Genomic DNA, 13,566 nt, shown 5'->3' on the forward strand with positions numbered 1-13,566 from the left:
GGTCAGCTCGCGAACAGCGCCTTGTGCTCCGCGCGCAGCAGCGCCTTCTGCACCTTGCCCATGGTGTTGCGCGGCAGCTCCGGCACCACGAAGCAGCGCTTGGGGATCTTGAAGTTCGCGAGCTTCGACTTGAGGTCGGCCACAATGGCTTCGGCGTCGAGCGCGGCGCCGGCCTTGGGAATGACGATGGCCACGCCCACCTCGCCGAAGTCGGGGTGCGGCACGCCGACCACCGCGCTCTCGGCCACGCCGGCCATCTCGTTGATGTAGCCCTCGATCTCGGCCGGGTACACGTTGTAGCCGCCGCTGATGATCAAGTCCTTGCTGCGCCCGACGATGGTGATGTAGCCCAGGCCGTCGATCTTGCCCACGTCGCCGGTCTTGAAGAAACCGTCGGCGGTGAACTCTTCCTTCGTCTTCTCGGGCATGCGCCAGTAGCCCGAGAACACGTTGGGGCCGCTGACTTCGATGTTGCCGATCTCGTCGGTGGTGCAATCACGGCCGCTGTCGTCGCGCACGCGCAGTTGCACGCCCGGCAGCGCGAAGCCGACGGTGCCGCCGCGGCGCTCGCCCTGCTCGGGCCTGTAGGGGTTGGAGGTGAGCATGGCGGTCTCGCTCATGCCGTAGCGCTCCAGGATGGTGTGGCCGGTGCGCTCGCGCCACTCCTCGAAGGTCTCGATGAGGAGCGGCGCGGAGCCGGCGATGAACAGCCGCATGTTGCGCACCGCCTCGCGCGTGAGGCCCGGCTCCGCAAGCAGCCGCACGTACAGCGTGGGTACGCCCATGAACACCGTGGCTTCGGGCAGCTTCTGCACGACGCGCTTGGGGTCGAACCTGGAGAACCACAGCATCTTGCTGCCGTTGAGCAGCGCGCCGTGCAGCGCCACGAACAGGCCGTGCACATGGAAGATGGGCAGCGCGTGGATCAGCACGTCGCCTTCGGTCCAGCCCCAGTAGTCCTTCAGCACCTCGGCGTTCGACAGCAGGTTGCCGTGCGACAGCATCGCGCCCTTGCTGCGGCCGGTGGTGCCGCTGGTGTAGAGGATGGCGGCCATGTCGTCGGCCTTGCGGTGCGCCGGCGTGTGCCGGTCGCTGCATTGCGCCGCCACTTCGAGCAGCGTGCCGGTGCGGTCGTCGTCCAGCGTGAAGACGTGCTTCGTGCCCGCCGCGTTGGCGATGGGGCCGACCCACGGCGCGTTGCGGCTGGTGCACACCACCACCGCGGGCTCGGCGTTGCCGATGAAGTACTCGATCTCGGCGCTCTGGTAGGCGGTGTTCAGCGGCAGGAACACGTAGCCCGCGCGCAAGGTGGCGAGGTACAGCAGCATGGCCTCGACCGACTTCTCGACCTGCACGGCGATGCGCGCGCCCTTCTCGAGCTTCAGTGCATCGAGCAGGTTGGCGATCATGGCGCTGGCGCGATCGAGGTCACGCCACGAATAGAACAGGCCGTCGTCGGTCTCCACGGCAATGGCGTCGAGGTCGGCGGGAAAGGCCGCGCGCAAGGCGGCGAACAGGTTGGCGTTGGCTGGCTTCTTCATCGGGCAGGTACTTCAGAAATTCGGTTTGCGCTTGGCAAGGAAGGCGTCGATGCCTTCGCGGTGTTCGGCGGAGTCGGCATAGTCGTAGGCGGTGGCCAGCAGGCTGTGGGCCGAGGGCGCACCGGCGCGCAGCGCGGAAAAGGTCTTCTTGTGCAGGCGCGCCGCCTGCGGCGCGAGCGCGGCGATGCGCATGGCATGGTCGCGCGCGGCGGCGGCCACTTCGTTGTCTGGCAGCACGCTCAGCAGAAAGCCCGCGTCGTACAGCCGCTGGGCGCCGTGCACGCCGGCGGCCAGCAGCATGTCGCGCGCGAGCACGTCGCCGATGGCGCCATGCACCAGCGCGGCCTCGCGCGGCGCCATCGGAAAGCCGAGCTTCGCAATGGGCGCGCCGAACTTCGCGGAAGCACCCGCCAGCCGGATGTCGCAGCAGCTCGCGATCTCGATGCCCGCGCCCATGCAGGCGCCTTCGATCTGCGCGACCAGCGGCAGCGGGCAGTCGAGCATCGCCTGCAGAGCGGCCCAGACCTCGTTCTCGTGGAATTCGCGCAGGCTCGGCTCTTCGAAGCGGAACGACGGGTACTCGGAAATGTCGCCACCCGCGCAGAAAGCCCCACCCTCCCCTTGCACCACGACGCAGCGCAGGTGGCCGTCGCTTTCGCTGCTGTCGCGCAGGTCGTCGAACACGGCGCGCAGCGTGCGCCACATGGCGCGCGTCATTGCATTGAGCCGCCCCGCGTTCGAGAGCATGACGAAAGCGACTGCGCCGTCGCGGCGCAACGAGACCTGGCTGCCCCGCTGCTCGCCGATGCTCATTCGATCTTCGCGCCCGAGGCCTTCACCACCGTCGCCCATCGCTTGATTTCGGAATTCACGAAGCTGCCGTAGGCGGCGCCGGTGATGGTCGGGATCTCCGAGCCGTTCTGGGCCCAGATGTTCTTGATGTCGTCGCTTGCGAGCACTTTCTTCATTTCATCGATGATCTGCGGCTGTACCTCGGCCGGGGTGCGCCTGGGAGCCCACAGGCCGTACCAGGTGGTGACGGTGTAGTCGGGCAGGCCGACTTCGGCCGCACATGGTACGTCGGGAAATGCCGGGTTGCGCTTGCTGCCGGCCACCATCAGCGCCTTGATGCGGCCGCTCTTGATGTACTGGGCCGAGGAGCCGAGGCCGTCGAACATCAGGTCGACGTTGCCGGAGATCAGGTCGGCCAGCGCCGGGCCCGCGCCGCGGTACGGAATGTGGGTGATGAAGGTGCCCGTCTGCAGCTTGAACAGCTCGCCCGCCAGGTGGTGCGAGGTGCCCGCGCCGGCCGAGCCGTAGTTGAGCTGCCCGGGGCTGCGCTTGGCCAGCGCGATGAGCTCCTTGATGCTCGTGGCCTGCACCCGCTTCGGGTTGACCACCACCACCTGCGGCACGTTGGCCAGCAGCATCAGCGGAACGAAGTCTTTCTCGATGTCGTAGTCGAGCTTGGGGTAGACGGAAGGCGCGATCGCATGGTGGACCGCGCCCATGAAGAGCGAGTAGCCGTCCGCGGGTGCCTTCGACGCGATGCTGGCACCCAGCGTGCCGCCCGCGCCGCCGCGGTTGTCGATGATGAGCGACTGGTTCGTCAGCCGCGAGAACTGGCCCGACAGCGGCCGCGCGAACGCGTCGGTGCCGCCGCCCGCCGGGAACGGCACGACCAGCGTCACCGGCTTGCCCGGCCAGTTCTGCTGGGCGCGCGCCGCGCCGCAAAGCATGGCCGCACCGGCGGCGGCCACGCGCAGGACGTCGCGGCGTTGGAAGTTCGAATTCATTTGTCTCGTCTCCTGTCGTTGTGGATTCGCCGCCCCATGCGGCCGCCGGCGTGTCTTGCGCCGGCACTGGCACTTGCTTGCTTGCTCGCTGTTGCGCTCTTTTTCGGACTTCAGCCTTTTTTGAAGAAGAGGCTTTCGATGTCTCCCGACACTGCCACCTTGCCGTCCGCCAGCCAGGTGCGATGTTTGTCAAGCCGCTTGAGGTCGTAGAGGTAATTGACCATCAGGCCGTACGACTGCTTGTGTCCCTTGGGCGAAGGGTCCCCCGCCCAGTTCAGGCGTTCGACGCGCGCGCCATTGCCCAGGTGGAAGCGCGCCACCGGATCGGCCGGCGTGCCGTCGACCAGCGCCCGGCCCAGGTACTCGGCTGCGGCCTGCATGAGCCATTGGCGCAGCGGCGACTTGGGCTCCAGGCCGGCGGCCGCATCCACGGCGGCGAGCAGGCGCTCCGCGGTGGGCGGCATCGAACCGACGAGCCTGCCGAGCTCGGCTTCGCGCTTTTCGTCCAGCCTCGGCAGCAGCTCGGCCGCGTTCTTCGCGAGCCAGGTGCGAAAGCCCGGAATCGGCGACAGCGTGGCAAAGGTCTTCAGGCGAGGCAGCTCGTCCTGCAGGGTCTCGACCACGCGCTTGATGAGCGAGTCGCCGAAACTCACGCCGCGCAGGCCGTTCTGCGTGTTGCTGATCGAATAGAAGATGGCGGTGGTGGCCTTGGCCGGCAGCACCGGCGCGGCGGCTTCGTCGAGCAGCGGCGTGATGCCGTCGCTGATGCGGTCGACAAGTGCCACCTCGACGAAGATCAGCGGCTCGTTGGGCAGGCGCGGATGGAAGAAGCCGTAGCAGCGGCGGTCGCTGTCGTCGAGCCGGTTCTTCACGTCGGACCAGCTCTTGATGTCGTGCACTGCCTCGTAGCGGATGAGCTTCTCGATCAGCGAGGCCGGCGAGTCCCAGTCGATGCGGCGCAGCTCGAGGAAGGCCACGTCGAACCAGGTGGAGAACAGGTGCTCCAGCTCCGCGTCGAGAGCGATCAGGCGCTTGTCGGCCTTCAGGCACGGCAGCAGGTCGGCGCGCAGGTCGACCAGGAAGCGCATGCCCTCGGGCTCGACCGCGAAGCGCTGCAGCAGGCGCATGCGCGGCGACACCAACGCGCGGCGCAGGCGCAGTTCGGCCTGGCCCTCGTCGGGGGTGCCGACCGCGGCCTGGTGCTGGTCGCGGGCGGCCTTGAGCTTTTGCGCGTCGGCGGCGAAGTACTCGCTCATGAGCGCCCAGTAGTCGCGGCGCTCCTCGGCAGTGGCGGCGCGGTAGGCGTCCGCGATGGCGTGCGCGCGGCGCCCGCCCTCGACCTCGCTCACGCGCGGATCGATCACCGCCTGCAGCTCGGCCAGCACGCGGCGCAGGGCGCGCGGCGACAGGGCCTCGTCGGCCTTGCGCAGCGTGACCTGCAGGCGCTCGGCGGTGGAGCGCGCGCTGGGCTTGGGGGCGCTCCTGGACGCATTCTTTACCGTGCTCTCCGGCGCCACCGGCACCTTCGAGCCTTCACCGGACCGCAGCCGGGCCTGGAACCATTCGGTCGCACTCATCGGGGGACTCCAATGCTCGAGGGGATGCTCATGACATCACCCTGGATTTCTGATGGCGCATCACTTCGCGCAGCGCCTCGCGCTGGCGCAGCATGTGGGTGCGCATGGCGGCGTCGGCGCCTTCGCTGTCGCGTGCCTTCAGGGCCGCGAAGACGGCCAGGTGCTCCGACAGGCTCTGCTCCAGCCGGCCGGGCGCATGCAGCTGCTGCAGGCGCGCGAGCTTCAGTATCTTGCGCAGGTCGCCGATGACCTGGGCCAGCCACTTGTTGTCGGCGAGCTTGATGATCGCCTCATGGATGATGTGGTTGGTGGCGTAGTAGTCGTTGATGCGGCGCGCCTTGGCATGGCGCACCAGCCGTTCGTGCAGCGCGTCGAGTTCGTGCAGTTCGGCATCGCTCGCGTTGCGGGCGGCCTCGTAGGCACAGCGGCCTTCGAGCAGCGCGATGACCGGGAATATCTCGTCGAGGTCGCGCTCGGTCACCTCTCGCACGAAGCAGCCGCGGCGCGGCTCGTGCCGCAGCAGGCCTTCGGCGGTGAGCACCTTGAGCGCTTCGCGCAGCGGCGTGCGCGAGATGGAAAGCCGCTCGCAGAGCGCGGCCTCGTCCACGAAGCTGCCGGGCGCCAGCGTGCCGTCGAAGATCTGCTCGCGCAGCGTGGCGGCGACTTCGTCGTGCAGGGAGTTGGGGACCAGGCGCATGGGATCGGGGCCGCGTAATTTCCTGTAATTACGCGTAATTCTGAGCTTGCACGCCAGCCGGCGCAAGGCGGCGAACCCGCTGCGCGGCTGGGACTTACCCTGCGAACTTCCGGGTCAAGCGCGTGCGGCAGCCGCGGTCTTGCCGCCGCGGCCGAACCAGAACCACAGTGCGATGCCGGCGATGACCATCGGCACGCTGAGCCATTGGCCCTGGCTCAGGTTGAGCGCCCGCAGGCCGAGGAAATCGTCGGGCTCGCGGAAATACTCTGCAATGAAGCGCAGCGCGCCGTAGCCGATCAGGAACACCGCGGCCACCTGCCCCTGCTTGCGCTCCTTGCGCGCATAGATCCACATGATCGCGAACAGCAGCAGACCTTCGAGCAGGAACTGGTAGACCTGCGACGGGTGGCGCGGCAGCATCGAGCCGCTCTGCGGAAACACCATGCCCCAGGGCAGGTCGGGGCTGCTGAAGCGGCCCCAGAGTTCGCCGTTGATGAAGTTGCCCACGCGCCCGGCGGCAAGGCCGGTCGGCACGCAGGGCGCAACGAAGTCCATCACCTGCCAGAACGGCCGCGCGCGCGAGTGCGAGAACCACACCATCGCGCCGATCACGCCAAGCAGGCCGCCGTGGAAGCTCATGCCGCCCTGCCACACGTACAGAATTTCGAGCGGATGGGTGAGGTAGAACTCGGGCTTGTAGAACAGGCAGTAGCCGAGCCGCCCGCCGACGATGACGCCCATCACGCCAAGGAAAAGTATGTCCTCGATGTCCTTGCGCTGCCACGCGCCAGCGCCCACCAGCGAGCGGTACGGTTCATGGCGCAGCCGGCGCGTGCCGAGAAAATAGAACAGCGCGAAGGCGGCCAGGTAGGTCAGGCCGTACCAGTGGATGGCCACCGGCCCCAGTTGCAGGGCGATGGGATTGATCTGCGGATACATGAGCATCCGCAGATTGTGCCCCGGCCCGATGTCGGGGCCGGGACGGGGATATTCGGCCTCCAGCCGCCTTGCGTGCGTCCTTCAGGCCGGCCCCGCGCCGCGCTCCCGCACGAACGCCACGAAGCGCGCAAGCGCCGGGTTGGCGGCCTCCTCGGGCCACACCAGGCTGGTCTCGCAGGCCGGCAGCACCGGGGCATTTCGGTGCCGCGCGGCCGGGGCGAACTCTTCGGCACGCCGGTACACCACGCCCGCCCGGCGGAACTGCATGACGCTCTCCGGCACCCACGCCACGCCGATGCCGCCGGACACCAGGTTGACGATGGTCTGCATCTGGATCGCTTCCTGCCCCAGCAGCGGCGCGCGTCCGGCCGCGTGGTACAGGTCGAAGATGGCGTCGTGCAGCGAAGGCACGATGCGGCGCGGAAAGATCACCAGCGGCTCGGCCAGCACCTCCGCCAGCTGCAACTTCGCCGCGCTTGCCAGCGCGTGCCGCTCGGGCAGCGCGAGCACCAGCGGCTCCTGCGACACCACCAGCCGCGCGAGCCCCGGCGGCGCCGCGCCGGGCGAATGCAGCATCAGCCCGGCATCGATCTCGCCGCGCGCGAAGGCTTTGAGCTGCACGTCGCCGGTGGCCTCGACCAGCTCCAGCGCCACCTCTGGGCACAGCACGCGAAATTCACGCACCCAGGCCGGCAACTGCTCGAAGCCGACGGTCGAGACGAAGGCGATGCGCACTCGCCCCACCTGCCCTGCCGCCGCGGCGCGCGCCCTCGCGGGAAGCGCCTGCGCTCGCGCCAGCAGTTCGCGCACGTCGGGCAGCAGCGCCTCGCCGGCCGGGGTGAGCGCCACGCGCCGGCGGGTGCGGTCGAACAGCACCACGCCCAGCGCCTTCTCGAGTTGGGCGATGGCCTGCGTGACCGGCGGCTGCGTCATGTGCAAGCGCAGCGCGGCGCGGCCGAAATGCAGTTCTTCGGCCACGGCCACGAACTGGCGCCAGGCCCGCAGGTCGATCAGGCTTTCTTTCATATGCCAAGCATATCAATCGACAGCAAAAAACGGATTGGAACCAATCAATCAGAAGTCCGATACTTGGGCTCCCCGATCTCCCCCCACGACAGAAGAGACACCATGGACACCAAACCGATCCAGATCAATCGCCGCAGCGCCAACATCGTCGAAGGCAAGAGCCGCGCGCCCAACCGCTCCATGTTCTATGCCATGGGCTACGAGGAAGGCGACTTCAAGAAGCCGATGGTCGGCGTCGCCAACGGCCACAGCACCATCACGCCCTGCAACTCGGGCCTGCAGAAGCTGGCCGACGCGGCCATCGCGGGCATCGAGGAAGCCGGCGGCAACGCGCAGGTGTTCGGCACGCCCACCATCTCCGACGGCATGGCCATGGGCACCGAAGGCATGAAGTACTCGCTGGTGAGCCGCGAAGTCATTTCCGACTGCATCGAGACCTGCGTGGGCGGCCAGTGGATGGACGGCGTGCTGGTGGTCGGCGGCTGCGACAAGAACATGCCCGGAGGCCTGATGGGCATGCTGCGCGCCAACGTGCCGGCCATCTACGTCTACGGCGGCACCATCCTGCCGGGCCGCTACAAGGGGCAGGACCTGAACATCGTGAGCGTCTTCGAGGCCGTGGGCCAGAACGCCGCCGGCAACATGAGCGACGAAGACCTGCTCGAGATCGAGAAGCGCGCCATTCCCGGCACCGGCTCGTGCGGCGGCATGTACACCGCCAACACCATGTCGAGCGCGTTCGAGGCGCTGGGCATCTCGCTGCCCTACTCGTCGACCATGGCCAACCCGCACGACGAAAAGGCCAACTCGGCCAAGGAATCGGCCAAGGTGCTGATCGAGGCCATCAAGAAAGACCTGAAGCCGCGCGACATCGTGACCAAGAAGGCCATCGAGAACGCGGTGGCCGTGATCATGGCCACCGGCGGCTCGACCAACGCGGTGCTGCACTTCCTGGCCATCGCGCACGCGGCCGGCGTGGAATGGACCATCGACGACTTCGAGCGCATGCGCAAGAAGGTGCCGGTCATCTGCGACCTGAAGCCATCGGGCAAGTACCTCGCGGTCGACCTGCACCAGGCCGGCGGCATTCCGCAAGTGATGAAGGTGCTGCTGAAGGCAGGCCTGCTGCACGGCGACTGCATCACCATCAGCGGCCAGACCATCGAGGAAGTGCTGAAGGACGTGCCGGACGTGCCGCGCGCCGACCAGGACGTGATCCGCCCGATCGACAAGCCGATGTACGCCGAAGGCCACCTGGCCATCCTGAAGGGCAACCTGTCGCCCGAAGGCGCCGTGGCCAAGATCACCGGGCTGAAGAACCCCGTCATCACCGGCCCGGCGCGCGTGTTCGACGACGAGCAGTCGGCGCTGAAGGCCATCCTGGACGGCAAGATCAAGGCCGGCGACGTGATGGTGCTGCGCTACCTCGGCCCCAAGGGCGGCCCGGGCATGCCCGAGATGCTGGCACCCACCGGCGCACTCATCGGCGCGGGCCTCGGCGAAAGCGTGGGCCTGATCACCGACGGCCGCTTCTCCGGCGGTACCTGGGGCATGGTGGTGGGCCACGTCGCGCCGGAAGCGGCGGCGGGCGGCACCATCGCCTTCGTGAACGAGGGCGACTCGATCACCATCGACGCGCATGAACTGAAGCTCGAACTGAACGTGCCCGAAGCCGAGATCGCCAAGCGCCGCGAAGGCTGGAAGGCACCGGCACCGCGCTACACGCGCGGCGTGCAGGCGAAGTTCGCGTTCAATGCGTCGAGCGCGAGTTCGGGCGCCGTGCTGGACAAGTTCTGAAGCGGAAGCTCCGGGGCACCGGCTGTGCGCCGGGCCTCGGATGCGTCATCTGCGCTTGTTGCTGTTGGTGGGCCGCATGCCCATGTTGGTCTTCTGCCGGTCGATGCGCGCCTGCTTGCGCCTGTCTTCCCGCTCCATGATCTTGCGCTTGGTATAGCCCGACGAATCGGCCCATGCCCACCATGCAAGGGCCATGGCAAACGGCGACAGCACGATCCACCAGCTCCAGCCGGCGACCATGCCGACTTCGAGATACTTCAGGGCCAGGCCGAGCAGGCCCAAAGCCAGAAACCACATTGCGAATCCCTCGGGGTTGTATTGGCAACGCTGAGGGACGCCGTGCACGGCGGTACCTACAATCGCGTTGAGCCGAATGTAACTCAGCCCTTACGAAATAGATCCCATGACAAGAGTCTTGTTGACGGCAGCCCTCGGCCTTGGCCTGGGCGTACTCGCCGCGCCCGCCTTCGCCGACCTGGCGCTGGCCACCTCGAAGAACTGCATGAGCTGTCACGCAGTCGAACGCAAGGTGCTCGGGCCGTCGTTCAAGGACGTGGCCGCCAAGTACAAGGACGACAAGGGCGCGGTCGACAAGCTCGCCAGCAAGATCATGAAGGGCGGCTCCGGCGTGTGGGGGCCGGTGCCGATGCCTGCCAACAACCAGGTCAGCGAAGCCGACGCCAAGAAGCTCGCGGCCTGGGTGCTGCAGACGAAGTAACGCCAAAGGCGCCGCGGCCTCAGCCCCGCGGGTTGATGTCGGCCGGCATCACCACCGGCGACAGCGGCCGGCGCTCGATGCGGTCCTCGAGCTGGCCGATGTGCGCAGCCACCGTGTTGTCGGTCTGGTCCGAGCGCAGCCGCACCGAGGTTTCGAGCTGGTCGAGGCGCGCGAGCAGCGCGCTCTGGCGATCGGCGTTCTGCGCCATGTGCTTGTTCTCCTGTGCCTCCAGGAAATTGCGCAGCTCGGTGAAGCGTGAAGCCTCGGCCTTGTCGGCGAGATCGCGCTGGGCCTGCATTTCCTTGGTGTGGCGCTTGGTGTCGATCAACACCGAGCTGTGCAGGTACAGCACGTAGACGAGGAAGAAGGCCGCCAGCACCACGGTCAGCCCCAGCATGATCAGCCCCAGCGGCGCCGACACGGTCATGAAGCCCAGCCAAACATCGGTGGGCGCGGACAGCGTGCCCCAGTTCAGCGCGGCGAGCGCCGCGATGAGCAGCACGATGACGAAAAGAAAAGCAGATCTCACGCCCATTGGGGCCTCCTTCGGAAAGATCGAACACACCGGAAACAGCCGTGCGCGTCGAGGCGCACGGTCACTCCAATGGTTTTACCTCAGCCGGAGGCCGTCCACAGGCTCATGGGCCCACAGGGGGCCGCGTCCTACAGCAGTCAGAGCTTTTCGGCCAGCTGTTCCAGGATGGCCGGGTTCTCCAGCGTCGAGGTGTCCTGCGTGATGGCCTCGCCCTTGGCAATGCTGCGCAGCAGGCGGCGCATGATCTTGCCGCTGCGCGTCTTGGGCAGGTTGTCGCCGAAGCGGATGTCCTTGGGCTTGGCGATCGGGCCGATTTCCTTGGCGACCCAGTTGCGCAGCTCGTTGGCGATCTGCTTGGCTTCTTCGCCGGTCGGGCGGCCGCGCTTGAGCACGACGAAGGCGCACACTGCCTCGCCCGTCACGTCGTCGGGGCGGCCCACCACGGCGGCCTCGGCCACGAGGTCGGTCTTGGACACCAGCGCCGATTCGATTTCCATCGTGCCCAGGCGGTGGCCCGACACGTTCAGCACGTCGTCGATGCGGCCGGTGATGCGGAAATAGCCGCGGTCTTCGCTGCGCACCGCGCCGTCGCCGGCCAGGTAGATGGTGCCGCCCATTTCCTCGGGGAAATAGCTCTTCTTGAAGCGCTCGGGGTCGTTCCAGATGGTGCGGATCATCGAGGGCCAGGGCCGCTTGATGACCAGCATGCCGCCCGCGCCGTTCGGCAGGTCCTTGCCGGTCTCGTCGACGATGGCGGCCATGATGCCCGGCAGCGGCAGCGTGCACGAGCCCGGCACCAGCGGCGTGGCGCCAGGCAGCGGCGTGATGACGTGGCCGCCGGTTTCGGTCTGCCAGAAGGTGTCGACGATGGGGCAGCGCTCGCCGCCGATATTGCGGTGGTACCACATCCACGCCTCGGGATTGATCGGCTCGCCGACCGAACCGAGGATGCGCAGGCTGGTGAGGTCCCAGTTCTTCGGATGCACTTTCTCGTCGCCCTCGGCTGCCTTGATGAGCGAGCGGATGGCGGTGGGCGCCGTGTAGAACACGCTGACCTTGTGCTTCTCGATCATCTGCCAGAAGCGGCCTGCGTGCGGGAAGGTCGGGATGCCCTCGAACACCACCTGCGTGGCGCCGGCTGCGAGCGGGCCGTAGGCGACGTAGGTGTGGCCGGTGATCCAGCCGATGTCGGCGGTACACCAGAACACGTCTTCCGGCTTGATGTCGAAGGTCCAGTCCATCGTGAGCTTGGCCCACAGCAGGTAGCCGCCGGTGGCGTGCTGCACGCCCTTGGGCTTGCCGGTGGAGCCCGAGGTGTAGAGGATGAACAGCGGGTGCTCGGCGTTCACCGGCACGGGTGCGCACTCGGTGCTCTGCCCTTTCAGCGCCTCGTCGAAGGTCTTGTCGCGGCCTTCGACACGGGTCCACGCGGTGGGCGTGCGCTCGTACACGAACACCGTCTTGATCGACTCGCAGCCGCCCAGCGCGATGCCGTCGTCCACGATGGCCTTGAGCGGCAGCTCCTTGCCGCCGCGCAGCTGGTAGTTGGCCGTGATGACCGCCACCGCGCCCGCGTCGATGATCCGCTCCTGCAGCGCCTTGGCCGAGAAGCCGCCGAACACCACGCTGTGGGTGGCGCCGATGCGCGCGCAGGCCTGCATGGCGATGACGCCCTCGACCGTCATCGGCATGTAGATGATGACGCGGTCGCCCTTCTGGATGCCCTGCGCCTTCAGCGCGTTGGCGAACTGGCTCACGCGGGCCAGCAGCTCCTTGTAGGTGACGTTGGTGACGGTGCCGTCGTCGGCCTCGAAGACGATGGCTGTCTTGTTCTCGACCGGGGTGCCGATGTGCCGGTCGAGGCAGTTGGCGCTGGCGTTGAGTTCGCCGTCGCCGAACCATTGGTAGAACGGCGCGTTCGACTCGTCGAGCGTTTTGGTGAACGGCTTGGTCCACTGCAGGTTGCCCTTGGCCAGGCGGGTCCAGAAACCGTCGAAGTCCTGTTCGGCCTCCTTGCACAGGGCTTCGTAGGCGGCCATGCCGGAAATGCGGGCGCCTTCGGTGGCGCGGGCGTCGGGCGGGAACACTCGGTTCTCGACAAGGACGGATTCAATGTTCTTCGATGCGCTGCTCATGCTCTATGTCTCCTGGATGGATGCGGCCGTAATGTCGGCGTGCCCACTTACGGGGCACTGACGGGTCGGTGACTGCCCGATGTTAGTTCGCGGGGTTATCACGACTGCGACACGGGGACACCCCTAGAATCCCCCGTCCCAAACAACCGGCCTCCCGATGTCCGCTCCCGATCCCTTCGACCCCCGGAACCCGCCCGTACCGCGCCGCGGTTCGCCGCTTCGGCCGCTGCCCAAGCTGATTTTCGCGAGCCGCTGGCTGCAGTTGCCGCTGTACCTGGGGCTGATCGTGGCGCAGGCGGTGTACGTGGTGCATTTCCTGGTCGAGCTGCTGCACCTGGTGGAAGCCGCCTTCGGCAGCAAGGAAGCGCTGCAGGCGCTGATCACCAGCATCGGCTACAAGACCACCGCCCCGGTCGGCACGCTGAACGAGACGGTGATCATGCTGGTGGTGCTGGCGCTGATCGACGTGGTCATGATTTCCAACCTGCTGATCATGGTGATCGTGGGCGGCTACGAGACCTTCGTGAGCCGCATGGACCTCGAAGGCCACCGCGACCAGCCCGAATGGCTGAGCCACGTGAACGCATCGGTGCTCAAGGTGAAGCTGGCCACCGCCATCATCGGCATCAGCTCCATCCACCTGCTGAAGACTTTCATCAACGCCGACAACTACACCGACCGCGTGCTGATCGCCCAGACGGTGATCCACATCGCGTTCCTGTTCTCGGCCATGGCCATCGCCTACACCGACAAGCTCATGACCTCGTCGGCACCGCACGGCGACGACCGCCACTGAGCCTTTTCC

Annotated in this window: 13 protein-coding genes; 3 read left to right on the forward strand and 10 right to left on the reverse strand. The window is 67.3% G+C overall.

Annotation, left to right across the window (positions count from 1 at the left end; genetic code table 11):
• Positions 1–2: 2 nt before the first annotated feature.
• From QRN67_RS10750 to QRN67_RS10780, 7 genes are all read right to left on the reverse strand, one after another.
• Positions 3–1,541: a malonate--CoA ligase gene (locus tag QRN67_RS10750; RefSeq protein WP_285411745.1), complete on the reverse strand. Its 1,539-nt coding sequence runs from the start codon at positions 1,539–1,541 to the stop codon at positions 3–5.
• Positions 1,542–1,553: 12 nt separating this feature from the next.
• On the reverse strand, positions 1,554–2,354 hold the full coding sequence (locus QRN67_RS10755) for an enoyl-CoA hydratase/isomerase family protein (protein ID WP_285411746.1): 801 nt from the start codon (positions 2,352–2,354) through the stop codon (positions 1,554–1,556).
• Positions 2,351–3,337 carry a Bug family tripartite tricarboxylate transporter substrate binding protein gene (locus QRN67_RS10760; RefSeq protein WP_081270858.1) on the reverse strand — a complete coding sequence of 329 codons (987 nt, stop codon included), beginning with the start codon at positions 3,335–3,337 and terminating at the stop codon, positions 2,351–2,353. The genes QRN67_RS10755 and QRN67_RS10760 overlap by 4 nt, the downstream gene beginning before the upstream one ends.
• 110 nt (positions 3,338–3,447) lie before the next feature.
• Entirely contained in the window at positions 3,448–4,914 is a 1,467-nt protein-coding gene (locus tag QRN67_RS10765) for a malonyl-CoA decarboxylase (protein ID WP_285411748.1), read from the reverse strand.
• Between the two features lie 28 nt (positions 4,915–4,942).
• Positions 4,943–5,611 carry a GntR family transcriptional regulator gene (locus tag QRN67_RS10770; RefSeq protein ID WP_081270860.1) on the reverse strand — a complete coding sequence of 223 codons (669 nt, stop codon included), beginning with the start codon at positions 5,609–5,611 and terminating at the stop codon, positions 4,943–4,945.
• A gap of 114 nt (positions 5,612–5,725) precedes the next feature.
• A complete protein-coding gene (lgt, locus tag QRN67_RS10775) occupies positions 5,726–6,556 on the reverse strand; it encodes a prolipoprotein diacylglyceryl transferase (protein WP_285411750.1) in 831 nt (276 codons plus the stop codon).
• Positions 6,557–6,631: 75 nt separating this feature from the next.
• Positions 6,632–7,576, reverse strand: a complete 945-nt coding sequence (locus QRN67_RS10780) for a LysR family transcriptional regulator (RefSeq protein ID WP_285411752.1) — start codon at positions 7,574–7,576, stop codon at positions 6,632–6,634.
• Between the two features lie 102 nt (positions 7,577–7,678).
• On the opposite strand from QRN67_RS10780, the gene ilvD reads away from it, so the two are divergent.
• Positions 7,679–9,373 (forward strand): dihydroxy-acid dehydratase, encoded by a 1,695-nt coding sequence (ilvD, locus tag QRN67_RS10785; RefSeq protein ID WP_081270863.1) that lies wholly within the window; start codon positions 7,679–7,681, stop codon positions 9,371–9,373.
• 45 nt (positions 9,374–9,418) lie between these two features.
• On the opposite strand, the gene QRN67_RS10790 is transcribed toward ilvD, so the two are convergent.
• Positions 9,419–9,670: a TIGR04438 family Trp-rich protein gene (locus QRN67_RS10790; RefSeq protein ID WP_081270864.1), complete on the reverse strand. Its 252-nt coding sequence runs from the start codon at positions 9,668–9,670 to the stop codon at positions 9,419–9,421.
• 106 nt (positions 9,671–9,776) lie between these two features.
• Here QRN67_RS10790 and QRN67_RS10795 point away from each other — a divergent pair, with 106 nt between their 5' ends.
• On the forward strand, positions 9,777–10,091 hold the full coding sequence (locus QRN67_RS10795) for a c-type cytochrome (RefSeq protein ID WP_081270865.1): 315 nt from the start codon (positions 9,777–9,779) through the stop codon (positions 10,089–10,091).
• 19 nt (positions 10,092–10,110) lie between these two features.
• Here QRN67_RS10795 and QRN67_RS10800 read toward each other — a convergent pair whose 3' ends face one another.
• The gene (locus QRN67_RS10800; protein WP_285411754.1) at positions 10,111–10,626 is read right to left on the reverse strand and encodes a LapA family protein; all 516 of its coding nucleotides are present in this window, start codon (positions 10,624–10,626) and stop codon (positions 10,111–10,113) included.
• 137 nt (positions 10,627–10,763) lie between these two features.
• The gene (gene acs / locus QRN67_RS10805) at positions 10,764–12,761 is read right to left on the reverse strand and encodes an acetate--CoA ligase (protein WP_285411755.1); all 1,998 of its coding nucleotides are present in this window, start codon (positions 12,759–12,761) and stop codon (positions 10,764–10,766) included.
• A 157-nt stretch (positions 12,762–12,918) separates the two neighbouring features.
• Between acs and QRN67_RS10810 the strand changes: the two genes are divergently transcribed.
• Positions 12,919–13,557, forward strand: coding sequence for a YqhA family protein (locus tag QRN67_RS10810; protein WP_081270868.1), 639 nt, complete (start codon positions 12,919–12,921; stop codon positions 13,555–13,557).
• Positions 13,558–13,566: the final 9 nt, after the last annotated feature.

The sequence above is a fragment of the Variovorax sp. efr-133-TYG-130 genome, from assembly GCF_030208835.1.
Lineage (GTDB): Bacteria > Pseudomonadota > Gammaproteobacteria > Burkholderiales > Burkholderiaceae_C > Variovorax.